We start from the raw sequence: 22,814 nt of genomic DNA on the forward strand, positions 1-22,814 counted from the left end.
CCTTTCGGGGCGGCGGGCTTTTTCGTGCCCTCGCGGCTCGGCCGTTACAAGGCAGCCCGCAGATCCTTGCGCAGGATCTTGCCGGAGCTCGACTTGGGCACCACGTCGATGAACTCCACCAGGCGCACCTTCTCGTGCGGTGCGACCCGTGCCGTGACGAAGTCCATCACGTCCTGCTCAGAGAGCTCCGCACCCTGCTGGCGGACGACGTACGCCTTGGGCACCTCCTGGCCGTCCTCGTCGTTCACGCCGATCACGGCCGCGTCGGCGATGCCGGGGTGCTCCAGCAGCAGAGCCTCCAGCACGGCGGGCGCCACCTGATAGCCCTTGTACTTGATCAGCTCCTTGAGCCGGTCGACGATCCGGTAGATGCCGTCAGCGGTGACGGTCGCGATGTCTCCGGTGCGCAGCCAGCCATCAGCATCCAACATCTCCGCCGTGGCCTCGGGTCGGCCGAGGTAGCCGGTCATGATCTGCGGTCCGCGCACCCACAGCTCGCCGGGCTCGCTCGCGCCTTCGGCCGGGACGTCGACGTCGTGGCCGGTCTCGGGGTCGACGATGCGCGCCTCGGTGTTCGGCACCAGCGGCCCGATCGAGGACTTGTCGATGTCGGTGCGTCCGGCCGGGATGATGTTCACGGCCGGGCTGGTCTCGGTCATGCCGTAGCCCTGCACCACCTCGACGTGCAGTCGATGCTCGACCGCGGTGGCGAGTGCGCCGTCGAGCGGTGCCGCACCCGAGAAGATGACCTTCACCGCAGACAGGTCGTACTGGTCGACGATCGGGTGCTTGGCGAGGGCCACTGCGATCGGAGGGGCGACGAACACCCAGGTCGTGCGGTGCTCCTGGATGATCCGCAGGAACTCCAGCAGGTCGAACTTGGGCATTGTCACCAGGCCCGCCCGCCTGCGCATGGCGAAGTTCAGCAGCACGGTCATGCCGTAGATGTGGAAGAACGGCAGGACGGCCAGGATGCGGTCGTCCGAGTCGATGGTGGTCATCGGGATCACCTGGGCGACGTTGGCGACCAGGTTGCGGTGCGTGAGCATCACGCCCTTCGGACGCCCGGTGGTGCCGGAGGAGTAGGGGAGCACGGCGAGGTGCGTCGCCGGGTCGAAGTTGACGTCGGGGGCGGGATGCCCCTCACCGAGCAGTTCGCGCAGGTTCGGGTGCCCTTCGGCGCCGTCGAGCACGATCAGATGGTCATCGGCGATGCCGCGCTTCGCAGCGGCGGCCTTCGCGCCTGGCAGCAGCGGAGAGACCGTGATGAGCCACTCCGCGTCGGCATCCTCGAGCTGGTTCGCGATCTCGTCGGGGGTGTAAAGCGAGTTGATGGTGGTCGCGGTCGCTCCGGCGCGGAGGATGCCGTGGAACACGGTCGCGAAAGCGGGCACGTTCGGGCACAGGACGCCGACGCGGTCGCCGACCCCGATGCCGCGTGCGGCCAGTGCACCGGCGAACAGGTTGATCTGTCCCACCAGCTGACGGTACGTGGTCTCGGCGCCCGACGTGCCGTCGATGATCGCGATGCGATCGAGATCGGTCTCATCGAGTCCGCCGAAGAGGTACTCGTAGATCGAGACGTCAGGGATCTCGACATCGGGAAGGGTGCTGCGCATGGTGATCTCCTTCGATCGTGCGTCCTAGCGGGTTGGAAGTCAGTTTCGCATACCGTGCGACGCAATCCCACGGATCAGATCTCGCTGCCGACCGGATCATTCAGCCGGTAGCGGCTGCCTGGGCGCCCCTTCGTGGCGTAGTCCAGGGTGCGGATCGCGCGTCCGGTGCTGGCCAGGTACTCCAGGTAGCGCCTCGCGCTCACCCGTGAGATAGACAGTGAGTCGCCGATCTCCGTCGCCGAGGCATCGGGCTGCTCGCCCAGCGCCTCGACCACGCGCTCGAGGGTCTCAGCGCTCAGACCCTTGGGGATGCCATCGCGCTGGCGGAACGCGATGATCGCATCCGCCGCCTCCACCCGGCGCACGACGTCGTGCAGCTCGGTGTGATCGCGCAGCAGCAGAGTCGCAGCTCCCACGGTGGTGCGCACCGTGCTTCGGGCGACCACGACCCGGCTGCCGAGGATCAGCGGCCGCCCGGCGTCCTCGCCCTCCTGCAGCGCCTGGTAGACATCCGGCGGCAGTACATCGATCGCCGCAGCCCCGGTGAGCTCTCCGGCAGCCGTCTGCAGGAACCGCGCGGCGGCATCATTGGCCAGCGTGATGATGCCGCGCTCATCCACCGTGATGACGCCCTCGCTGAGGCCGTGCAGCGTGGTCTGCTGGTTCTGCACTAGCGCGGTGATCTGATGCGGCTCCAGTCGGTGGATGCGTCGCCGGATCACCGAGGTCACCCAGGCCGCGCCGAGCACACCCAGCAGCACGGCTGCGACCATGGTCGCGATCAGCCAGGCGAGGTTCGTCAGGAACTCGTCGTTCAGGTTCTGTTCGAGGATTCCGACCGACACCGTGCCGATGACTTCGCCGTCGTCACCGAAGATCGGCACCTTCACCCGCCACGACGGCCCGAGCGTGCCGGTCTGGGTGCCGGTGTAGATCTTGCCCGAGAGTGGGATCGATGCGTCGGTCGAGACGGGATGCCCGATGCGGTCGACGTTGGGGTGGGAGTATCGGATGCCATCGGCATTTGCCACCACGACGTAGGCGAGGTCCGACGAGGTGCGGATGACCTCGGCGACGGGCTGGATCGCGGCCGAGGGGTCGGCGTCGTCGAAGGCGTCGAGCACTGTGGGCAGCTGTGAGAACGACAGCGCGACCGCCATCATGCGCTCCTGATACGCCTCACGCAGCGCGCGCTCCTGGAAGGCGCCGGCGGCGATGCCGGCGGCCAGCGTCACCAGGCACACGATCAGGGCCTGCAGCAGGATCAGCTGCACCCGCAGCGACATGCTGCCGTCCTGCGTCTTCAGCGACGCGCGCTTCGTCTTCGAGGCCACTCATCCATTGTCCCCGCGTGCGAGGGAGTCGGCCACCGCTCTGCAGGGGCATCCGCGACCAATACTTTCGTAACGTCGACCAATGATTTCGGAAGCAGAGGTCACCTCCCCGCGGTGCATACGGTTGCCAGCATCCCGACAGCGCTCAAGGAGGAGCACATGAACAAGACACGCACAGCACTCGTCGCCATCGCCGCCATCGCGGCCCTGGCGCTCACCGGCTGCTCGGCCCAGGGCGGCGGCACGGGCGACAAGCCCGCCGAAGGGGGCGATGCGAAGACGAGCTTCTCGGACGTCTCGATCATCGTCCCCGCAGACCCCGGCGGCGGCTGGGACCAGACCGGTCGCGCCATCTCGAAGGTGATCACCGACGAGGGCATCGTCGGCACCGCCGCAGTCACCAACGTCGGCGGAGCCGGCGGCACGATCGGGCTCGCCCAGCTGGCGAACGTCAAGGACCCTGCCACGCTGATGGTCAACGGGCTGGTCATGGTCGGCGCGATCGAGACCAACGGCTCGCAGGTGCGCCTGGAGGACACGACGCCGATCGCCCGCCTCACCGACGAGGCACTGGTTGTCGTCGTTCCCGCCGACTCGAAGTACAAGACTCTTGAAGACCTCGTCGAGGACATCGTCGACAAGGGACAGGCGATCACCGTCACCGGAGGCTCGGCGGGCGGCGCTGACCACATCCTCGCGGGGCTCATGCTCGAGGCAGCCGGCCTCGACGCCACCGAGATCCCCGCGAAGCTGAACTACACGCCCAACGCCGGAGGCGGCGAGGCCGTGTCGCTGATCATCGGCAACAAGGTCGCCGCCGGCATCTCGGGTGTCGCCGAGTTCCAGCAGCACATCGAGAAGGGCACCATGCGCGCGCTCGCCGTCTCGGGCGCCGAGCCGGTCGCCCAGCTGCCGGACGTGCCCACGATCACCGATGCCGGCTACGACGTCGTGCTCACCAACTGGCGCGGAGTGATCGCCCCCGGTGGGATCTCCGACGCCGAGCGGGCCGAGCTGGAGCGCATCGTCACCGAGATGCACGACACCGGCGCCTGGACGACCGAGCTCGAGACGAAGGGGTGGGCGGATGCCTTCCTGGTCGGCGACGACCTGGACGCCTTCGTCGAGGAGAGCATCACGGATGTCACCGGCACGCTGAAGAACATCGGACTGATCTGACATGACCGCCCCGCTCACCGGGGCGAACGGGCGGGCCGAGAGCACTCGGCCCGCCCCACGGGTTCCCATCGGAGAACTCGTCTTCGCCCTGTTCATGCTCGCCCTCGGCGTCTTCGCCGTGATCGGCGTCTTCAGCATCCACGTTCCGGTCGGCGTCCAGGTCGGCCCGCGGGTCTTCCCGATCTTCGTCGCCGTGGTGCTGCTCGGCTCGGCCGTCGCCGTGCTCATCGGCCTCTTCCACGGAGAGCGCGCTGAGGTCGAAGATGGGGAGGACATCGATCCGAACGCCACGACCGACTGGCTGACCCTCGCCAAGATCGTCGGTGCCCTGGTGGCACACCTGCTGCTGATCGACGTGATCGGCTGGGCGCCGGCAGCCGCACTGCTGTTCGGCGTCGTCGCCTGGGCGCTCGGTGCGAAACGCTGGTGGCTCGGGTTCGTGATCGGACTCGTCGTCGGACTGATCGTGCAGATCGTCTTCGGCGAGCTGCTGTCGCTGTCGCTGCCGCTCGGCCCCGCGCTCGGCTGGTTGGGAGGGATCCTCTGATGGATGCCTGGACTCTGCTCATGGAGGGCTTCGCGACCGCACTGCAGCCGCAGTACCTCGTCTTCGCCTTCATCGGCGTGCTGATCGGCACCGCCGTCGGCGTGCTGCCTGGCATCGGCCCCGCGATGACCGTCGCACTGCTGCTGCCGCTGACCTACACGCTCGACCCCACCGCGGCGCTGATCACCTTCGCCGGCATCTACTACGGCGGCATGTACGGCGGCTCGACCACCAGCATCCTGCTGAACACGCCAGGTGAGTCCGCCTCGATCGTCACCGCCATCGAAGGCAACAAGATGGCGAAGATGGGGCGAGGTGCCACAGCTCTCGCCACCGCCGCCATCGGCTCGTTCGTCGCCGGCACGATCGCCACGGTCGGACTCACCCTGCTCGCCCCCGTGCTCGCGTCGTTCGCCGTGGGCCTTGGTCCCGCCGACTACTTCGCGCTGATCATGATCGCCTTCATCACCGTCGGCGCATTGATCGGCAGCTCGGTCTCGCGAGGAATGCTCTCGCTGGGCGTCGGGCTGTTCCTCGGCCTGGTCGGAACCGACGTGCTCTCGGGGCAGCAGCGCTACACCATGGGTGTGCTCGCGCTCTCGGACGGCGTGGACATCGTGCTGGTCGCGGTCGGGCTGTTCGCGGTGGGGGAGTCGCTGTACATCGCCTCGCGCCTGCGGCACGGATCCGTCGACGTCATCCCCGTCACGGGCGGGTGGCACAGCTGGATGACCAGGCAGGACTGGCGGCGCTCCTGGAAGCCATGGCTGCGCGGCACGGCGATCGGCTTCCCGATCGGCACGATCCCCGCCGGCGGTGCTGACGTCGCGACGTTCCTGTCCTATGCGACCGAGCGCAAGCTCTCCAAGCACAAGGACGAGTTCGGCCGAGGGGCGATCGAGGGCGTGGCCGGCCCGGAATCGGCGAACAACGCGGCGGCGGCGGGCGTCCTTGTACCCCTGCTGACTCTCGGGCTGCCGACCACGGCGACGGCGGCGATCATCCTGGTCGCCTTCCAGGCGTACGGTCTGCAGCCGGGACCGCTGCTGTTCGAGACGCAGCCGGCGCTGGTGTGGGCACTGGTGGCCAGCCTGTACCTGGGCAACGTGATCCTGATCATCCTGAACCTGCCGCTGGTGGGCATGTGGGTGAAGCTGCTGCAGATCCCGCGCCCCTACCTCTACGCGGGCATCCTGCTGTTCGCGGCGTTCGGGGCGTACGCGCTGAACTTCGCCGTCATCGACATCCTGATGCTGGTGATCATCGGCGTGCTCGGCTACTTCATGCGCCGGTACGGGTATCCGGTCGCGCCGCTGGTGGTCGGCATGATCCTCGGCCCGATGGGCGAGGAGTTCCTGCGCAAGGCGCTGCAGCTCAGCCAGGGCGACCTGTCGACGCTCGTCATGCAGCCGTTCGCCGCCTCGGCGTACGGCGTGCTCGCACTGCTCGTCGTCGGCGGGCTGTGGCTGCGCCGGCGCCAGCAGCGCTACGAGCAGCACCTCACCGAGACGATCGCCCTGCCGATCAAGTCGGACCAGGAGGTCTGAGCGCGGCAGCGCCTGCGAGCGGTTGCCGCGTCAAGCGCGCGAGGCTCCCGGCGATAGTCTGATCTGTGTGAGTACAGAGGATCAGGCCATCACCCGGGAGCCTCGCGCATACTTCACGTTCATCTTCATCGGGCTGTCGGCCGGCCTCCTGTCCGGCCTGTTCGGCGTCGGCGGCGGCACCGTCATCGTGCCGCTGCTCGTGCTGATGCTGCACTACAACCAGCGGCTCAGCGCCGGCACCTCGCTCGCCGCCATCGTGCCGACGGCGAGCGTCGGCGTCATCTCGTACGCGCTGGCGGATGCGGTCGCCTGGATCCCCGCGCTGATCCTCGCCGCCGGGGCTGTCGTGGGCGCGCAGATCGGCACGCGGCTGCTGCCGAAGGTCTCGCAGACGGCGCTGCGCTGGGGTTTCGTGGCCTTTCTGGTTGTGGTCATCGTCAGTCTGTTCGTCGTGATTCCATCGCGTGATGCGGAGCTGATCCTCGGCTGGGGCAACGGCATCGGTCTTGCCGCGGTCGGCCTGGTCACCGGCGTCATCGCCGGGCTCATCGGCGTCGGCGGTGGTGTCGTCGTCGTGCCAGTGCTGATGCTGGTGTTCGGCACCAGCGACCTCGTCGCCAAGGGCACCTCGCTGCTGATGATGATCCCGACCGCGGTGTCCGGCACCATCGGCAACCTGCGCAACCGCAACGTCGATCTTCGCGCGGCGGCATTCATCGGCCTGTCGGCCTGCACGACCACCGCGCTGGGCGCGTGGCTGGCCACGCTGGTCGATCCGCCGCTGGGCAACATGCTCTTCGCCGGCTACCTCGTCTTCATCGCGGTGCAGATGGCTGTCAAGGCGATCCGCGGACGCAGGCGCTGACCAGCATCCGACGCCGACCGCGCACGCGGATACGCACGGCCTGCGTCGAACGCCCCGATCAGCGCTGCTGGGTAGAATCGACGGGTGCCCGTGAACAGCGAACTGGTCGGACGCGAATTCGCGCCGACAGCCCCCTACCTCGTCGGACGCGAGAAGGTGCGCGAGTTCTCGCGCGCGGTCTTCGCCGACGCTCCCCAGCACACTGACGTCGAGGCGGCCCGCGCAGCGGGGTACGCCGACGTCGTGGCGCCGCCGACCTTCGCGATGGTCGTGCAGGACCTCACACTCCAGCAGCTGCTGTCGGAGCCCGACTCGGGAATCGTGCTGGCGCGCACCATCCACGCCGAGCAGAAGTTCCGGTACTCGCGGCCGATCGTCGCCGGTGATGAGCTCACCGCACAGCTGGCGGTCACGGGCATCCGCACCCTCGGCGGCAACGCGATGATCACGAGCGACGCGACCATCACGGATGCATCAGGTGACCACGTCGTGACCGCGACCAGCGTGCTGCTGGTCGGTTCTGAAGAAGGGGCGCAGTGATGGCCGAGTTCACCGTCGGCGACATCCTCGCCGAGCGCACCGTGCACCTGACCCGCGATTCGCTGGTGCGCTACGCCGGGGCATCCGGCGACTTCAACCCGATCCACTACCGCGACGACGTCGCCGCCTCCGTCGGCCTGCCCGGCGTGCTGGCGCACGGCATGCTGACCATGGGGCTCGCCTCGTCGGTCGTGCTCGCAGCACTTCCCGCCGACGTGCAGGTGACCGACTACGGCGTGCGGTTCACCAAGCCGGTCGTCGTCGACCCCGAGACGGGCGCCGATGTGCACGTGCTCGCCAAGATCGGCGCGGTCGACGACGACGCCGTGCGCATCGACCTCACCGTGAAGGCTGCGGAGACCACCGTGCTGGTGAAGGCCCAGCTGCGCGTCGCGCGCTGAGACGGCATCCGATGAGCGAGATCGAACCCATCGCCCTGCGCGAGCTGACGACGCTCCGCACCGGTGCCGCACCGCGTCGGATGCTGCAGGCCGACACCACCGCTGAGCTGATCGCCTCGCTGCGCGAGGTCTGGGCCACCGGAGACGAGTGGTTCGTGCTGGGCGGCGGGTCGAACCTGTTCGTGGGCGATGAGTCGTTCGATGGCACCGTGATCCGCATTCTCACCACCGGAATCGAAGAGCTGCCGTCGCCGCACGAGGGGCGCATCCGACTGCGCGTGCAGGCCGGGCACTCATGGGATGACCTGGTCGCCTACGCCGTCGACCACGGCTACGCAGGCATCGAGGCGATGAGCGGCATTCCAGGCACCGTCGGCGCCGCCCCCGTGCAGAACGTGGGCGCGTACGGGCAGGAGATCCAGGAGACCCTCGTCGAGGTCGAGCTCATCGACGAGCACGAATCTGACGCAGTGGTCGTGCCGGCAGCCGATCTCGGGCTGGGCTTTCGCACCTCGGTTCTCAAGCACCACTACGGCGAGGCGCAGGGACGTCGCGCCGTCATCCTCTCTGTGACCCTCGATCTCGCCGTCACAGGCGACGCCGGTCGCGTCGTCCGTGGCGAGCAGCTGCGCCGCGCGCTGGGGCTGGAGGACTACGCGCCCGTGCCGCTGGCCTGGCTGCGCGGACGCATTCTCGAGACGCGGGCCATGAAGGGGATGCTGCTCGACGAGAGCGATCCCGACACGCGCAGTGCCGGGTCGTTTTTCCAGAACGCGATCATCCCCGAACACGTCGCGCGCACGCTGCCGCCCGAGTGCCCGCGCTGGACCGTGGAACCCGACCTGGACTCGGTGACCGTGATCCCGCTCGACTCGTACTACGGACTCACCCCGCGCGCGGAGCGGCCCGAGAGCATGGTGAAGGTCAGCGCCGCGTGGCTGATCGAGAACTCGGGCATCCGCAAGGGATTCAAGCTGCCCCGCTCACGTGCCGGCATCTCGACCAAGCACGCACTCGCGCTCACCAACCGGGGCGGCGCGACCGCCGCAGAGGTGGGTGAGCTGGCCCGATTCGTGCAGAGTCGCGTGCACGCGGAGTACGGCCTGCTGCTGCAGCCGGAGCCCGTGCTCGTCGGGGTCGACCTGTAGGAGCTGACGACGCCCCTCACAGCCTCACGGCTGAGAGGGGCGTCGTCGAGCCAGAGACGCGAGTCCAGGTCAGGGAGCTGACACGCGCAGGTCGATCGTGTCCCATGCGGGCACGGCCAGGAAGCCCTCCGCTGTCAGCTCGACCGGCTCGCCCGTTGCCGTGTGGATCAGGGCCCCCGCGCCTCCGGTGACGCGATACGGCAGTGCAGCGTCCGAGGTCGCGTTGACGATGACCAGACGCTCGGTGCCGGTCAGATCCAGTTCCAGCGTGCGCGGCTGATAGGCCGCGACCACCTGCGTGCCGTTCAGACGAGACGTGACGATCGGATAGCCCTCGGCCGGCAGCGATGCGCACACCTCGCCGTGAACGAGCACCTCGCGCAGCCCGCGCCACAGCTCGATCAGCTCGGCGATCCGCGCGAGCTGATCCTCCGGCAGCAGATCCAGCGGCATCGAGATCTGCGGAACCGAGAACAGTGCCGCGAAGAACTGCCGCGAGACGGCATCCACGCCGGCTTCAGGCGCCCACATCATCGGATCGGAGTGCACGACCTGCGCCGTGGTGAGCAGGCGCAGGTCCACGGTCGATCGACGGTTCTGGTCGGCATCAGCCGGGCAGTCGTTGGCGCGCACGACGTCGGCGTAGCCGGCGATCTCGGGCGAGACGTACGGCTGGCGGTACTCGATGACCGAACCGGGGCGGGCGGCGCCGACAGCATCCGAGATCTCGCCGAGCAGCACCTTCATCGCACGGCCGACATCGCCGATGTCGCCGCGCGACGGCGTGCCGGCGTAGACCATCGCATCGTTGAGGAAGTCGATCTTCAGCCCCGCGAGAGAGTAGTCCTGCACCAGCCGCACACAGGTGTCGACGATGTGACGGCGCACTTCCGGATGCCGTGGATCGAGCACATGGGTGCGCAGCCCCTCCGAACGGTGCGGTGCGAACTGCCCCAGCGTGGCGAAGGCGCGACTGCGCTCGCCCAGCAGCAGCGGCGCGACCCACGCGACCGTGCCGAGTCCCTCGGCCTCGAGAGAGGCCACGGTGCCGGCAAGGTCAGGGAACTTCACCGGGTCGGGCACCCAATCGCCGCAACCGGAGTACCAGCGCCCGTCGCCGAACTCCTGCCAGCCGTCGTCGATGAACAGGGAGCGGGCACCGAGCCGGCGCGCGATGGGCGCCTGGTCCAGCAGGATCCGGTCGGAGATCCGCTGCGAGTACGCGTACCAGGTGGAGTACACCGGCTCCACAGCGAGCGGAGACACCGGACGCTCCGGCAGGCCCTCGCGCAGCGCGCCCGACAGCGCGCGGATGGCGCTGCCGTAGGGCACCGCTTCGGCGACGATGTGCAAGTGGAACGGTTCGCCGTCTGCCACGATCTCCGCACTCACGCCGAGGCGGGAGACGAACGACTTCGACTCCTCCGAGACGCCGTACTCGAGCACGCCGCTGGCCGTCATGCAGTCGTAGGCGAACGCGACATGCGCATTCTCGTCCGCGTCGCACAGCACCGCGAGCGGCAGCGACCAGACCGCGCTGAACTTCTGGCGGCCCGCCCAGTCGGCCGGCAGCCCGCGCACCGGATCGAACCCGCCGTGCCACACGCCGGAGGCGTTGCCGAGCGGTGCTTCGAGCACGACCTGTCCCTCCGCGTCCGGCGAGATGGTGACGGTGACGATGTCGCCGTCCTGTGCGACGGAGATGACCCGGCAGCCGCCGCTGACACCGATGTTGATGTCGCGGGCGAGGGGAGTCCACTGGACGCTGTCCAGTTGATGATCTTCGAGGAGCACGGTGATCCTTACTGCTTGACTGCACCGGCGAGGATGCCGGCGACGAACTGACGCTGGAGGAAGAGGAACAGGATGAGCACGGGGAGCATCGACAGGAACGTGCCCATCAGCAGCTGTCCGTAGTCGGTCGTGCCGATGCCCTGCAGCGTGGCCAGGGCGACAGGCGCGGTGTACGACTCAGGAGTGCGCAGCACGACCAGCGGATACACGAAGTCGTTCCACTGCGCGAGGAAGAGGAAGATCGCGAGCGCGGCGATCGCCGGGCGCACCGTCGGCACGACGATGCCCATGAAGATGCGGAACTCGCCCGCCCCATCGATGCGCGCCGCCTGGATCAGCTCGTCCGGCACGGCCGACATCGTCTGCTTGATCAGGAAGATGCCGAACGGCAGCGCGAGGTTCGGCAGGATGAGCGCCTGATAGGTGTCGAGCCAGCCGATCGAGACCATCAGCTGGAACAGCGGCACGAGCGTGACCTGCGAGGGGAGTGCGAGTGTGACCAGCACGACGCCGAACAGCAGGGAGTTGCCGGGAAACGTGAACTTCGCGAAGGCGTAGCCGGCGGCTGTGCAGACGACCAGGCCAAGCACGGTGTACGTCAGCGACACGAACAGCGAGTTCAGCATGGCTCGGCCGAACAGGGTGTCGGTGAGCACGCCGACGAAGTTCTGGATGAAGTGGTCGCCGGGCAGGAAGTTCGGCGGCGTCGAGAAGATCTCGGTCGACGGATACGTGGTCGCGATGATGAGCCAGTAGAACGGCAGCGCCATCAGGACGGCACCGGCGGTGATCGCCGTGGTGAGGACGAGTGACTTCGTGCGACGGTGCGGGGTGGTCGCGAGTGCGGTGTCGGTCATGACTTCTCCTTGAAGAACCGCAGCTGGATCAGCGAGATCACGGCGATGATGATGGTCAGCGCGTACCCGATCGCCGACGCGTAGCCGAAGTCGAAGTACTGGAAGCCGTTCTGGTACAGGTACATGCCCACGGTGAGCGTGGCGTTGTTGGGGCCGCCGTTGGTGAGAACGTACGGCTCGTCGAAGAGCTGCAGCGTGCCGATCGTGGAGAGGATCACGGTCAGCGCCAGCGCCGGACGAAGCCCGGGCAGGGTGACGTGCCAGAAGCGGCGTCGCGCATTCGCGCCGTCGACCGAGGCGGCCTCGTAGAGTTCGCCGGGGATCGACTGCAACTGCGCCAGGTAGATGATCGCGCTCTGGCCGGTGTAGTGCCACGTCATCGCGACGACGATGGCGATCCGCGCCCAGAACGGGTCGGCCAGCCAGGGGATCGGATCGACGCCGACCAGCCCGAGCAGGTAGTTCACGAAGCCGTCCTGCGTATTCAGCAGGGCGCGGAACAGGATGCCGTAGGCGACGAGACCCATCACGATCGGCACGAAGTAGAGTGCCCGGAACATGGTGCGCAGCTTCAGCAGGAGTGAGTTGAAGGCCACGGCCAGCAGCACGGCGAGGGTCAGCATGATCGGCACCTGCACGATCAGGATGATGCCGGTGTTCGCCAGCGCCTTGTAGAACAGCGGGTCGCCGAGCAGGCGCACGTAGTTCTGCATTCCGACGAAGGTCGTCTGGCCGCCGATGTTCGCCGTGAGGCTGAGCCACAGAGCACTGGCATACGGGTAGAGCTTGAACGCCGCGAACAGCAGGATCATCGGCGCCAGGAACAGATAGGGAACGTAGCGCGGGTGGCCGATCGACGATCGTCTGCGCCGGGTGGTTGCGTTGGTCACAGTGGGAGTCCTCAGGAAGAGGGTGCTGCCGTCGGCGACGACGGCAGCACCCGATGGCGTCAGTCCTTCGCGATCTTGCGACCGGTCTGAGATGCGACCTGTTCAGCCGCGGTGTCCAGTGCCTCCTGGGGATCGGCTCCCTCCAGCAGCACCTTGCTCTGCGCGTCGGTGTATGCCTTCAGCGCGCGGGCGTAGTCGCTGGTGTAGTTGATCGCGGGCGTCTTCTGCGCCAGCTCGGCGATGAAGATGTCGTTCACACGCTGACCGTTGTAGTACTCGCTCGGAGCGGAGAAGTCGGGGGACTCGAGCAGCGGCTTGTACCCGGGGAACATTCCGCCGCCGTCATAGACGAGCTTCTGTCCCTCCAGGGTGCCGAGAGCGAACTCGACGAACGCGGCCGCGGTGGCCTGGTTCTTGCTCGACGTGGGAATCGACAGGTAGGTGCCGCCGTTGACGGCAGCGGTCAGACCGCCAGGGGTGACCGCAGGCGGCTGGGCGACGGCCCACTTGCCAGCCATGTCGGGCGCCTCATTCTCGATGACGCCCGCGAGCCAGCCTCCGGCCGAGAGCGTGGCGACGTCGCGCTCGCCGCGGACGGTCGCCATCAGCGCGTCCCAGCCACCTGGCACGTCGCCGACGATGCCGAGGTCGTTGGCCTCCTTGATCAGCTCGAGCGAGCGGACGCCCTCCTTGCCCGACATCGTGATCTCGCCGTTCTCATCGAAGTAGAACGACCCCTGCAACGCGGTCTGGAGCTGCCAGAGTCCGCCCGAGTCGGCGACCGTGGCCGCCTTGTCCTGGGTGTACAGGTCGGCGCCGGTCTTCTCCTTGATCGTGACGCCGGCGGCGAGCAGGTCGTCCCAGGTCTTGATCTGCTCGAAGTCGATGCCCGCCTCTTCGAACAGATCGGTGCGGTAGAAGAAGCCGGTCGCGTTCACCTCGTACGGGATGCCGTAGACCGCGCCGTCCGCTCCGGAACCGCTCTTCCACGCACCGGCCGGGAACTCGTCCGCCAGGTCGCCCATTCCGTGGTCGCGCAGGTCGACGAGCTGTCCCGGGAACTTCTCGACGTAGTTGCCCATGTAGTCGATGCCGATGTTGAGCACGTCGGCAAGCCCGGCGCCGCCGGCCGCCATGCCGGTGGTGATCTTGTCCCAGATGGCGGGGTTGCCGACATCCTGCACGTCGACCTCCACGCCCGGGTGCAGCTTCTGGAATGCGGGGATGGCGGCCTTGAGGCCCTCGCCGGGAGCGTTCCAGCTCCAGACGGTGATCTTGCCGCCGATCTCGCCCTGTGGCGAGTCGGAGCCGGTATCGGCTGCGGGTGAGCAGGCCGTGAGTGACAGCGCGGCGATGCCGACGAATGCCATCAGAGCCGTGGTGCTGCGGGAGAACTTCATCGTTCGGTGTCCTTTCGGGGCAGGGGTGCAACTTCGCTGTCCAGACTGTAGCAAGCCGATTCGCATTTATGCAAGAATTGCTCGCAAGTTTGCAAACTCGAAGGAGAGCCATGAACACGGACGCGGTCCACCTCAGCGCTGGAGGTGTCAGCGTGATCGTCGCAACCGATGTCGAGACGATGCCCTACATCGCGCACTGGGGCAGCGAGCTGGGCGACCTCGGTGCGGCCGAGCTTCAGCAGATCGTTCAGGGGGCGCATCGGCAGCGCGCCGTCAGCACACCGGACACTCCCGTGCCGACCGGCATGCTCCCCGAGGCTCGGCAGGGCTGGTTCGGCATTCCAGGGGTGTCCGGCCATCGCGGCGGCACAGTGCCCTTCGCCGCCTTCACACGGGATACGCCCATGCTCGTGTCAGGACGCACCATCGAGGTGAGCGGCGTCGACGCTGCTGCCGGTCTCGAGGTCACTCTGCATCTCGAGCTCTTCGAGAGCGGTCTGCTGCGCACCAGAGCCAGGCTGCGCAACACCGGGAGCGGGGAGTACACCCTCGGTGGTGTCGACATCGCGATGCCAGTGCCGGAGCGCGCGACCGAGATCCTCGACTTCAGCGGACGTCACAACGGTGAGCGCCGCCCGCAGCATTCCCTGGTCGTGGACGGCACCCATCTGCGTGAGAACCGACGCGGACGCACCGGCCCCGATGCGGTGACTCTGCTCGCCGCCGGCACCCCTGGCTTCACCGAGGAGCGCGGCGAGGTCTGGGCCTCGCACGTCGGCTGGTCGGGAAACCAGCGGGCGTGGCTGCACCGCGGCAACGGTGGAGCCGTGCACCTGGGCGGCGGTGAACTGCTCGAAGCGGGTGAGGTGCTGTTGGCGGCCGGTGACGAGTACGCCTCGCCCTGGGTGTACTTCACCTACGGCGAAGGGCTCGACGCGGCATCGGCCCGTATCCACGACATGCTGCGCGCGCGGCCGAACCACCCGACGGTGGGGCGGCCGATCACCCTGAACACCTGGGAGGCGGTCTACTTCGACCACGCGCTGCCGCCGCTGATCGAGCTCGCCGATGCGGCGGCCGCCATCGGCGTCGAGCGCTTCGTGCTCGATGACGGCTGGTTCTCGGGGCGCCGTCACGATCGCGCCGGGCTGGGTGACTGGTACGAGGATGCTGAGGTCTGGCCACGCGGCCTGGCGCCGCTCGTGGATCATGTGCGCGCGCGGGGGATGCAGTTCGGGCTGTGGTTCGAGCCCGAGATGACCAACCCCGATTCGAACCTCGTGCGACAGCATCCGGAATGGATCCTCTCGCCGCTCGACAGGGACGCCCCGCTCGCACGACAGCAGCTGGTGGTGAACATCGCCCACCCCGATGCCTTCGCATACATCGCTGAGCGGCTGATCGACATCATCACCCGCTACCGCATCGATTATGTGAAGTGGGATCACAATCGCGATCTCATCGAGCCCGTAGATCGCGTCACGGGTCGCGCTGGAGTGCACAGGCAGACGCATGCGACGTATCGACTGATGAGAGCTTTGCGCGAAGCGTGCCCGTGGCTGGAGATCGAGTCGTGCTCTGCCGGCGGCGGGCGCATCGACCTCGGCATCGTGGAGGTCGTAGATCGCTTCTGGACGAGCGATTCGAACGACCCGCTCGAGCGACAGCGCATCCAGCGCGGCACCAGCCTGCTGATGCCAGTCGAACTGCTCGGGTCGCACGTCGGCGCACAGGTCGCGCACGTCACGGGACGCGCCGCGTCGATGACCTTCCGTGCCGTGACAGCACTGGTCGGCAGCTTCGGCATCGAATGGGATCTGCGGGAGGCATCGGCGGATGAGCGCGCGGAACTCGCCGGCTGGATCGACATCGTCAAGCGACTGCGTCCGCTGATCGAGCGCGGACGGCAGCATCGCCTGCAGACCGAGCCGCAACTGATCGCGCAGGCGATCGTGGCCACCGACCGTGCGCACGCCGTGGCGACCATCGCGGCGATCGACTCGCCGCATCATCTCCCCGGTGGTCACCTGCGCATTCCCGGCCTGGCACCGGAGCGCCTCTACCGCGTCGAGCGGGTGCTGGTCGACGGCGCGGCGGACCCGACCGCGGGCCGGATGCAGCCGCACTGGTGGTCGGGGCCGATCGAGATGACGGGCAAGGTGCTCGCCGAGATCGGGCTCGGCCTGCCGACACTGCGCCCGCAGGAAGCGGGACTCATCGAATTCACCGCGGTGTCCTGATGAGCAGCATCCGACTGCGCAGCAGCAGCGCGCAACTGCAGCAGATCTTCGACTGGGCGCGGACCGAAGCCCTCGGACATCGCGTCGACGGCGGTGCCGCCGGTCCGCGGGACGTGTCGGAGCGCACACCCGACGGACTCGGCGAGGTGCGTTACTCCGACGCGTACTGGGCGGGGTACTCGCATCGGTCTGGCTACTACTCGCGCGACTTCGCGCACCAGGCCGTTGGTGCTCACCTGCTCGGCATGGCGGAACGCAATGACGCCATGCTGGGCTCGTTCCTGCGGTCAGCGACCCCGGAGCACGACGGGTGGCCGCTGTGGGCGCTCAACTTCGACCGCCGCACGCCGCTGCAGATCGACTACCTCGGGCCTGACCGATTCGTGCGCGAACTGCCCGCCGTGTTCGAGCTCGCCGAGACCGCTCACGTACTGCAGCGCTGGACCGGGCATCCGCTCTCAGGCGACGCGCTGGCTGCTGTCATCGACTTCGTCGGCGTGTTCGTCGACCGCCACGACCTGTCGCCCCGCAACGGCGTCGCGGGGGCGGACGGACCAGGAATCTTCGACGGCACGGCGAGCTACAACGAGCTGCCGGGGGTGATCTTGCGCGAAGCGGGGGATGGGTTCGGCGCGCAGTACGCCGCGACGCGGCATGTGGCAGCGCTCGTCGCGGCGGACGGCGGCGACGCATCGGCCCTGCAGGCGCGAGCGGATGCCCTGATGACGCTGTACAGGCAGACGTGGAGTCGTGGTGAGGGGGACGCCGTGGTCTGCGGATGGACGCCGAACGGGCATCCGATCCAGGAGTGGTCGCGGGAGTCGACCTGGTTCCCACTGCTGAAGGGTCTGCTCGTCGACGAGCGGGCGGCCGCCGAACTCGACCGCGTCGATCGACTCGGCCGCGACTCCGAGACCGCGCCCAAGAACATCGAGGCACTCACGTACCTGCCCGACCTGTTCTTCCGCCATGGGCTTGCCGACACCGCGTGGAGCTGGATGCAGCGCATCTTCGCCCTGCGCGATGAACCGCATGAGGTGGTGCAGCAGGGCCGCAACGGGTCCTATCCCGAGGTATCGTTCACGCTGCTTTCGCAGATCGCGCTGGGCATCGTCGGCGTGGAGGCGGATGCCGGGAACGCGCGTCTCACCCTGCGCCCAGGTCTGCCGACTGGCGTCGATGACGTGGAGCTGACCGGCATCCCCTTCGCCGACGGCACCGTCGACGTGCGTATCGATCGCGCTGGATGCCGGGTCGCGAACCGCACGGCACATGCGCTGCGCATAGCCCTCGGACAAGGCGGTTTCCGTGACCCGCACCTGAGCGGCCCAGAGCGCGCGGGCAGTGCCGTGACCATCGGGGCCGGGGATGCCGACGTGATCGCTGTGCGCCTCTGAGTCAGCTCGAGCGCACCGGGCCGGTCGATCTCCGTACCCGCAGTTCGGGCTCGACCAGCGTCTCCTCGGTGCGCACCGGGCGATCCTGCACCATGGTGACCAGCGTGCGTGTGCACAGCTCGGCGATGGCCTCGATAGGCTGACGGACACTGGTCAGCGGCGGGTCGGTGAACTCCAGCATGTATGTGTCGTTGTAGCCGATGACCGACACGTCGCCTGGGACATCCAGCCCGCGTCGGCGGATGGCGCGGTAGGCGCCCAGCGCCATGTCGTCGCTCGAGGCGATGATCGCGGTCGCACCGGCGTTGAGCAGTTCATCGGCCGCGCTGCGTCCGCCGTCGATCGAGTAGTGCACACGGACCACGAGGTCCTCGGCGTCGGTCAGCCCACGCGAGTCCATGGACGTGAGGTAGCCCTCGACGCGTCGGTCGGCGGGGATGTTGCCGGTGGGGCCCGCCATCATCCCGATGCGCCGGTGCCCGAGCTCGTGCAGGTGAGCCACCGACAGCTCGGCGGCCTGCCAGTCATCCGTCGAGATCGCCGGTGCCTCGACGGCGGCGAAAGAGCCGTTGATCGTGAGGAACGGCACACCGCGGGATTCCAGAAGCTGGTGGGCGACGGGGTCGGAGTTGCGCAGCGTGTTGCTGGAGGACAGGAAGATCGCGGCGGCGATGCCCTTGTCGATGAGCATCTCGACGTAGTCCTGCTCGGCGATCGTGCCGGGGAAGACCGGGCAGACCACGGCGCGCAGACCGTGCGGGCTCAGCCTCGTCTCGATCTCATCGGCCATCTCGGAGAAGATGATCCCCTTGAGGCTGGGGGTGAGGATCAGCACTATCTCGCCCTTGACGCTGCGCTCGTAGCCGACCTCGCGCAGTGCTGCCTCGACCTGATCTCTGGTCTTCTGGGCGACGCCGTACTTGCGGTTGAGCACCCGACTGACCGTGGCTTCGCTGACTCCGGCGAGGGCGGCGATCTCGGAGAGCCGCATGGAGCCCGCGGGGGAGCGGGTCTTGCGCGACGCGCCCGTCTTCGGGCCGTCGACCTTCGTCGCCGGGGGCTCCTGCGCATCCACATCCATGCTCCCATCTTGCATGACGAGGGCGCGGGGGTCTTGCATGACGCGTTGTCGCCGGCCGGGCGTACACTCGCGGAATGACTGGACTGACCCCATACCTCCTGTTCCCCGGAAACGCGGCCGAGGCGCTGCGGCACTACGAGTCGATCTTCGGCGGCACGCTGCACCTGTTCGACTATGCGAGTGCCAGCCGCACAGACGGACCGAGCGACGCCATCGCGCACGGCATGCTGCTGGACGGACCGGTGGAGATCGCCGGAGCGGATGCCGGGAAAGGCGAGCCCAGCGTGCAGATGGCCGGCATGTTCTTCTCGCTGCTCGGCACGGCCGACCCGGAGACGCTCGGCCGCTGGTTCGATCAGCTCGCTGAGGGCGGCGAGGTGCTCGACGCGCTGCAGAAGCGTCCGTGGGGCGACTATGACGGCACGCTGGTCGACCGCTACGGCGTGCGCTGGCTGATCGGCCACCAGGGCTGATCGCCGATACCCCTGATTCAATGACGAGACCCCCTGCGCAGCTGCGCAGGGGGTCTCGACTTTAGAAAACGGTGTCGGCGCTGGCGTCAGGACGCGAACAGGCGCTGCAGGCGCTGCACGCCCTCCAGCAGCTGGTCATCTCCCAGCGCGTACGACAGGCGCAGGTACCCGGAAGGGCCGAAGGCCTCGCCAGGGACGACAGCGACCTCGGCCTGCTCGAGGATGAAGTCGGCCAGTTCGAGCGAGGTCGTCGGGGTGAAGCTGCCGCCGTCCTTCGTCGGCCAGGCGCGGCCGAGCAGTCCCTGCACGTCGGGGTACACGTAGAACGCGCCCTGCGGGTTCGGCACGACGAGCCCATCGATCTTCGACAGCTCCGCGACGATCAGGCGGCGGCGACGGTCGAACGCCTCGCGCATCTGCTCGGCCTCGGTCTGCGGGCCGTTCAGAGCCGCGATCGCCCCGCGCTGGGCGACGTTGTTCACGTTGCTCGACAGGTGCGACTGCAGGTTGGAGGCGATCTTGATGGCATCCGCCGGCCCCACCATCCAGCCCACGCGCCAGCCGGTCATCGCGTAAGTCTTGGCGACGCCGTTGACGAGAATGGTCTGGTTCGCGATCGCGGGCAGCGCCTCGACGATCGACGTCGCTTTGACGCCCTCGTAGGTCAGGTTCTGGTAGATCTCATCGCTGATCACCCAGATGCCGTGCTCGAGCGCCCACTCGGCGATGGCCTTGGTCTCATCGGCCGAGTACACCGAACCGGTCGGGTTCGACGGCGAGACGAACACCAGCACGGTGGTGCGGTCGGTGCGCGCGGCTTCGAGCTGCTCGACGGTGACCTTGTACTCCTGGTCGGCGCCAGCGAAGACCTCGACGGGGATGCCGTCGGCGAGGCGGATCGCCTCGGGGTATGTGGTCCAGTACGGCGCGGGCAGCAGCACCTCATCGCCGGGGTTCACCACGGCCTGGAACGCCTGGTATACCGACTGCTTGCCGCCGTTGGTGACGATCACCTGGCTGGGGGAGACCTCGAGGCCCGAGTCGCGCAGCGTCTTCGCGGCGATGGCCTCGCGCAGCGCCGGCAGGCCGGCGGCGGGGGTGTATCGGTAGTTGGCCGGGTCGGCGAGAGCGACGGCTGCAGCATCCACGATGAACTGCGGCGTCGCGAAATCGGGCTCGCCGGCGGCGTACGAGATCACGGCCTTGCCCTCGGCCTTGAGGGCCTTGGCCTTGGCATCCACCTTCAGCGTGGCGGACTCGGCGATGGCGGAGAGTTTGCGGGAGAGAGGTGCGCGTTCGGTCACGATTCCGATGGTACTCGGGTGCGGTGGTCGGCAGGAGCGGGGTGACAGGTGCTCTCACCGCTCGACGAGCACGCCGTCCTCGTCCGCGTAGAGGCGCGCGCCTGGACGGAAGGCGACCCCGCCGAACTCGACGGTGACGTCGATCTCGCCGGCGCCGGCTTTGGCGCTCTTGCGCGGGTTCGTGCCCAGCGCCTTCACCCCGAGCGGCATCCCAGCAAGAGCGACGCTGTCACGGACACAGCCGTGGATGATGACGCCCGCCCATCCGGCATCCACCGCGCTCTGCGCGATCAGGTCACCCATCAGCGCCGTCTGCAGGGACCCTGCCCCGTCGATGACCAGCACGGCGCCGTCTCCCGGCGTCGCGAGGATCTGCTTGACGAGGGCGTTGTCCTGAAAGCAGCGGATGGTGCGGATCGAGCCCTCGAACGACGGATGCCCGCCGAAGGAGCGCAGCTGCAGCGGGAGGGACTGCAGGTCGTCGCCGTGCACGTCGTAGAGGTCTGCGGTGGAGGTCATGGGGAAGTCCTATCAGGTCGCGGATCGAGAAGGGGTCGGATGCCATGGCATCCGACCCCTGTGTTCGGCCTCGTCAGCTGAACTGGTTCATCGTGTTGTGCTGGCCGCCGGCCTTCAGCGCGGCCTCTCCGGCGAAGTACTCCTTGTGGTTGTCACCCAGGTCGCTGCCCGCCATGTTCTGGTGCTTGACCGTCGCGATCCCCTCGCGGATCTCACGGCGCTGCACGCCCTTGACGTAGGCGAGCATGCCCTCGTCGCCGAAGTAGCCCTTCGCCAGGTCATCCGTCGACAGAGCCGCCGTGTGGTAGGTCGGCAGTGTGATGAGGTGGTGGAAGATCCCGGCGCGGGCGGCACCGTCGCGCTGGAACGTGCGGATCTTCTCGTCGGCCAGTCGCGCCAGCTCGGTGTCGTCGTACTCGACGCTCATCAGCTTGTCGCGGTCGTACGCCGAGACGTCCGCGCCCTGCTCTGCGAGCGCGTCGTACGCCTGCTGACGGAAGCTCAGCGTCCAGTTGAACGACGGGCTGTTGTTGTAGACGAGCTTCGCGTTCGGGATCTCCTCGCGGATGGCGTCGACCATCGCGGCGATCTGCTCCACGTGCGGCTTCTCGGTCTCGATCCACAGCAGGTCGGCGCCGTTGCGGAGCGACGTGATGCAGTCGAGCACGACGCGCGCCTCACCCGTGCCAGAACGGAACTGGTAGAGGTTGCTGGCCAGACGCTTCGGGCGCAGCAGCGTGCCGTCGCGCTTGATGACCACATCGCCGTTGCCGAGGTCGCCCTCCGCGATCTCCTCCACGTCGAGGAAGGAGTTGTACTGGTCGCCGAGGTCGCCCGGTTCGCGTGTGACGGCGAGCTTCTGCGTGAGGCCGGCGCCCAGCGAGTCGGTGCGGGCGACGATGATCCCGTTGTCGATGCCGAGCTCGATGAATGCGTAGCGGACCGCGTTGAGCTTGGCGATGAAGTCCTCGTGCGGCACCGTGACCTTGCCGTCCTGGTGGCCGCACTGCTTCTCGTCCGAGACCTGGTTCTCGATCTGGATGGCGCAGGCGCCCGCCTCGATCATCTTCTTGGCCAGCAGGTACGTCGCCTCGGGGTTTCCGAAGCCGGCGTCGATGTCGGCGATGATCGGCACGACGTGGGTCTCGTAGCCGTCGATCTGCGACTGGATGAATTCCTCGGCCGTCTCGTCACCGGCCGCGCGGGCAGCATCGAGCTGCGTGAAGAGCAGGTCGAGCTCACGGGCATCCGCCTGACGAAGGAACGTGTAGAGCTCTTCGATCAGCGCCGGCACCGAGGTCTTCTCGTGCATCGACTGGTCGGGCAGCGGTCCGAACTCGGAGCGCAGAGCGGCGACCATCCACCCCGAGAGGTAGAGGTAGCGCTTGTTCGTCGTCTTCAGATGCTTCTTGATCGAGATCAGCTTCTGCTGCCCGATGAAGCCGTGCCAGACGCCGAGCGACTGGGTGTAGACCGATGAGTCGGCGTCGTACTCGGCCATGTCGCGGCGCATGATGTCGGCCGTGTACTGCGCGATCTCGAGGCCGGTGCGGAAGCGGTTCTGCGCCCGCATGCGTGCCGCCGACTCGGGGTCGATGGCATTCCAGCCGGCGCCGTTCGCCTGCTTGAGCTCCTGGATGGCGTTGATGTCGTCCTGGTAGTGCGTCATGTCATGTCCT

The 22,814-nt window shown here is 67.8% G+C and carries 20 protein-coding genes; 10 read left to right on the plus strand and 10 right to left on the minus strand.

What is annotated here, in order from left to right; translation table 11 throughout:
• Positions 1–44 precede the first annotated feature (44 nt).
• Together MNR00_RS04075 and MNR00_RS04080 are read right to left on the minus strand one after the other, a co-directional pair.
• Positions 45–1,619, minus strand: a complete 1,575-nt coding sequence (locus tag MNR00_RS04075; protein WP_241927900.1) for an AMP-binding protein — start codon at positions 1,617–1,619, stop codon at positions 45–47.
• Positions 1,620–1,693: 74 nt separating this feature from the next.
• A complete protein-coding gene (locus MNR00_RS04080; RefSeq protein ID WP_241927901.1) occupies positions 1,694–2,953 on the minus strand; it encodes a PAS domain-containing protein in 1,260 nt (419 codons plus the stop codon).
• A gap of 159 nt (positions 2,954–3,112) precedes the next feature.
• On the opposite strand from MNR00_RS04080, the gene MNR00_RS04085 reads away from it, so the two are divergent.
• The 7 genes from MNR00_RS04085 to MNR00_RS04115 all read left to right on the plus strand — a co-directional run bounded on the left by MNR00_RS04085 (position 3,113) and on the right by MNR00_RS04115 (position 9,180).
• Positions 3,113–4,132, plus strand: coding sequence for a tripartite tricarboxylate transporter substrate binding protein (locus MNR00_RS04085; protein WP_241927902.1), 1,020 nt, complete (start codon positions 3,113–3,115; stop codon positions 4,130–4,132).
• A 1-nt stretch (position 4,133) separates the two neighbouring features.
• A complete protein-coding gene (locus MNR00_RS04090; RefSeq protein ID WP_241927903.1) occupies positions 4,134–4,679 on the plus strand; it encodes a tripartite tricarboxylate transporter TctB family protein in 546 nt (181 codons plus the stop codon).
• The gene (locus MNR00_RS04095) at positions 4,679–6,226 is read left to right on the plus strand and encodes a tripartite tricarboxylate transporter permease (protein ID WP_241927904.1); all 1,548 of its coding nucleotides are present in this window, start codon (positions 4,679–4,681) and stop codon (positions 6,224–6,226) included. Before MNR00_RS04090 ends, MNR00_RS04095 begins: the two co-directional genes overlap by 1 nt.
• A gap of 67 nt (positions 6,227–6,293) precedes the next feature.
• Positions 6,294–7,091, plus strand: a complete 798-nt coding sequence (locus MNR00_RS04100; RefSeq protein ID WP_241927905.1) for a sulfite exporter TauE/SafE family protein — start codon at positions 6,294–6,296, stop codon at positions 7,089–7,091.
• A gap of 84 nt (positions 7,092–7,175) precedes the next feature.
• The gene (locus MNR00_RS04105) at positions 7,176–7,631 is read left to right on the plus strand and encodes a MaoC family dehydratase N-terminal domain-containing protein (RefSeq protein ID WP_241927906.1); all 456 of its coding nucleotides are present in this window, start codon (positions 7,176–7,178) and stop codon (positions 7,629–7,631) included.
• Entirely contained in the window at positions 7,631–8,032 is a 402-nt protein-coding gene (locus MNR00_RS04110; RefSeq protein ID WP_241927907.1) for a MaoC/PaaZ C-terminal domain-containing protein, read from the plus strand. The genes MNR00_RS04105 and MNR00_RS04110 overlap by 1 nt, the downstream gene beginning before the upstream one ends.
• 11 nt (positions 8,033–8,043) lie before the next feature.
• Positions 8,044–9,180: a UDP-N-acetylmuramate dehydrogenase gene (locus MNR00_RS04115; RefSeq protein WP_241927908.1), complete on the plus strand. Its 1,137-nt coding sequence runs from the start codon at positions 8,044–8,046 to the stop codon at positions 9,178–9,180.
• Between the two features lie 69 nt (positions 9,181–9,249).
• Here MNR00_RS04115 and MNR00_RS04120 read toward each other — a convergent pair whose 3' ends face one another.
• Genes MNR00_RS04120 through MNR00_RS04135 form a run of 4 tightly spaced genes read right to left on the minus strand, consistent with a single transcriptional unit; the run spans position 9,250 to position 14,121 of the window.
• A complete protein-coding gene (locus MNR00_RS04120; RefSeq protein WP_241927909.1) occupies positions 9,250–10,974 on the minus strand; it encodes a glycoside hydrolase family 36 protein in 1,725 nt (574 codons plus the stop codon).
• Positions 10,975–10,982: 8 nt separating this feature from the next.
• Positions 10,983–11,831 (minus strand): carbohydrate ABC transporter permease, encoded by an 849-nt coding sequence (locus MNR00_RS04125; protein WP_241927910.1) that lies wholly within the window; start codon positions 11,829–11,831, stop codon positions 10,983–10,985.
• Entirely contained in the window at positions 11,828–12,721 is an 894-nt protein-coding gene (locus tag MNR00_RS04130; RefSeq protein ID WP_241927911.1) for a sugar ABC transporter permease, read from the minus strand. Before MNR00_RS04130 ends, MNR00_RS04125 begins: the two co-directional genes overlap by 4 nt.
• 59 nt (positions 12,722–12,780) lie before the next feature.
• Positions 12,781–14,121, minus strand: coding sequence for an extracellular solute-binding protein (locus MNR00_RS04135; protein WP_241927912.1), 1,341 nt, complete (start codon positions 14,119–14,121; stop codon positions 12,781–12,783).
• Positions 14,122–14,231: 110 nt separating this feature from the next.
• Between MNR00_RS04135 and MNR00_RS04140 the strand changes: the two genes are divergently transcribed.
• Positions 14,232–16,361 carry an alpha-galactosidase gene (locus tag MNR00_RS04140; protein WP_241927913.1) on the plus strand — a complete coding sequence of 710 codons (2,130 nt, stop codon included), beginning with the start codon at positions 14,232–14,234 and terminating at the stop codon, positions 16,359–16,361.
• Positions 16,361–17,758 (plus strand): hypothetical protein, encoded by a 1,398-nt coding sequence (locus MNR00_RS04145; RefSeq protein WP_241927914.1) that lies wholly within the window; start codon positions 16,361–16,363, stop codon positions 17,756–17,758. The genes MNR00_RS04140 and MNR00_RS04145 overlap by 1 nt, the downstream gene beginning before the upstream one ends.
• A 1-nt stretch (position 17,759) precedes the next feature.
• Here the strand turns inward: MNR00_RS04145 and MNR00_RS04150 are convergent, their stop codons facing one another.
• Positions 17,760–18,839, minus strand: coding sequence for a LacI family DNA-binding transcriptional regulator (locus MNR00_RS04150; protein WP_241927915.1), 1,080 nt, complete (start codon positions 18,837–18,839; stop codon positions 17,760–17,762).
• Between the two features lie 74 nt (positions 18,840–18,913).
• On the opposite strand from MNR00_RS04150, the gene MNR00_RS04155 reads away from it, so the two are divergent.
• The gene (locus MNR00_RS04155; protein ID WP_241927916.1) at positions 18,914–19,312 is read left to right on the plus strand and encodes a VOC family protein; all 399 of its coding nucleotides are present in this window, start codon (positions 18,914–18,916) and stop codon (positions 19,310–19,312) included.
• Positions 19,313–19,398: 86 nt separating this feature from the next.
• On the opposite strand, the gene MNR00_RS04160 is transcribed toward MNR00_RS04155, so the two are convergent.
• From MNR00_RS04160 to MNR00_RS04170, 3 genes are all read right to left on the minus strand, one after another.
• Complete coding sequence (locus MNR00_RS04160; protein WP_241927917.1) at positions 19,399–20,616, minus strand: pyridoxal phosphate-dependent aminotransferase; 1,218 nt, start codon at positions 20,614–20,616, stop codon at positions 19,399–19,401.
• A 54-nt stretch (positions 20,617–20,670) separates the two neighbouring features.
• Positions 20,671–21,135 carry a ribonuclease E activity regulator RraA gene (rraA, locus tag MNR00_RS04165; protein WP_241927918.1) on the minus strand — a complete coding sequence of 155 codons (465 nt, stop codon included), beginning with the start codon at positions 21,133–21,135 and terminating at the stop codon, positions 20,671–20,673.
• 73 nt (positions 21,136–21,208) lie between these two features.
• Complete coding sequence (locus tag MNR00_RS04170; RefSeq protein ID WP_241927919.1) at positions 21,209–22,804, minus strand: isocitrate lyase; 1,596 nt, start codon at positions 22,802–22,804, stop codon at positions 21,209–21,211.
• Between the last annotated feature and the right edge of the window lie 10 nt (positions 22,805–22,814).

The sequence above is a fragment of the Microbacterium sp. H1-D42 genome (assembly GCF_022637555.1).
Lineage (GTDB): Bacteria > Actinomycetota > Actinomycetes > Actinomycetales > Microbacteriaceae > Microbacterium.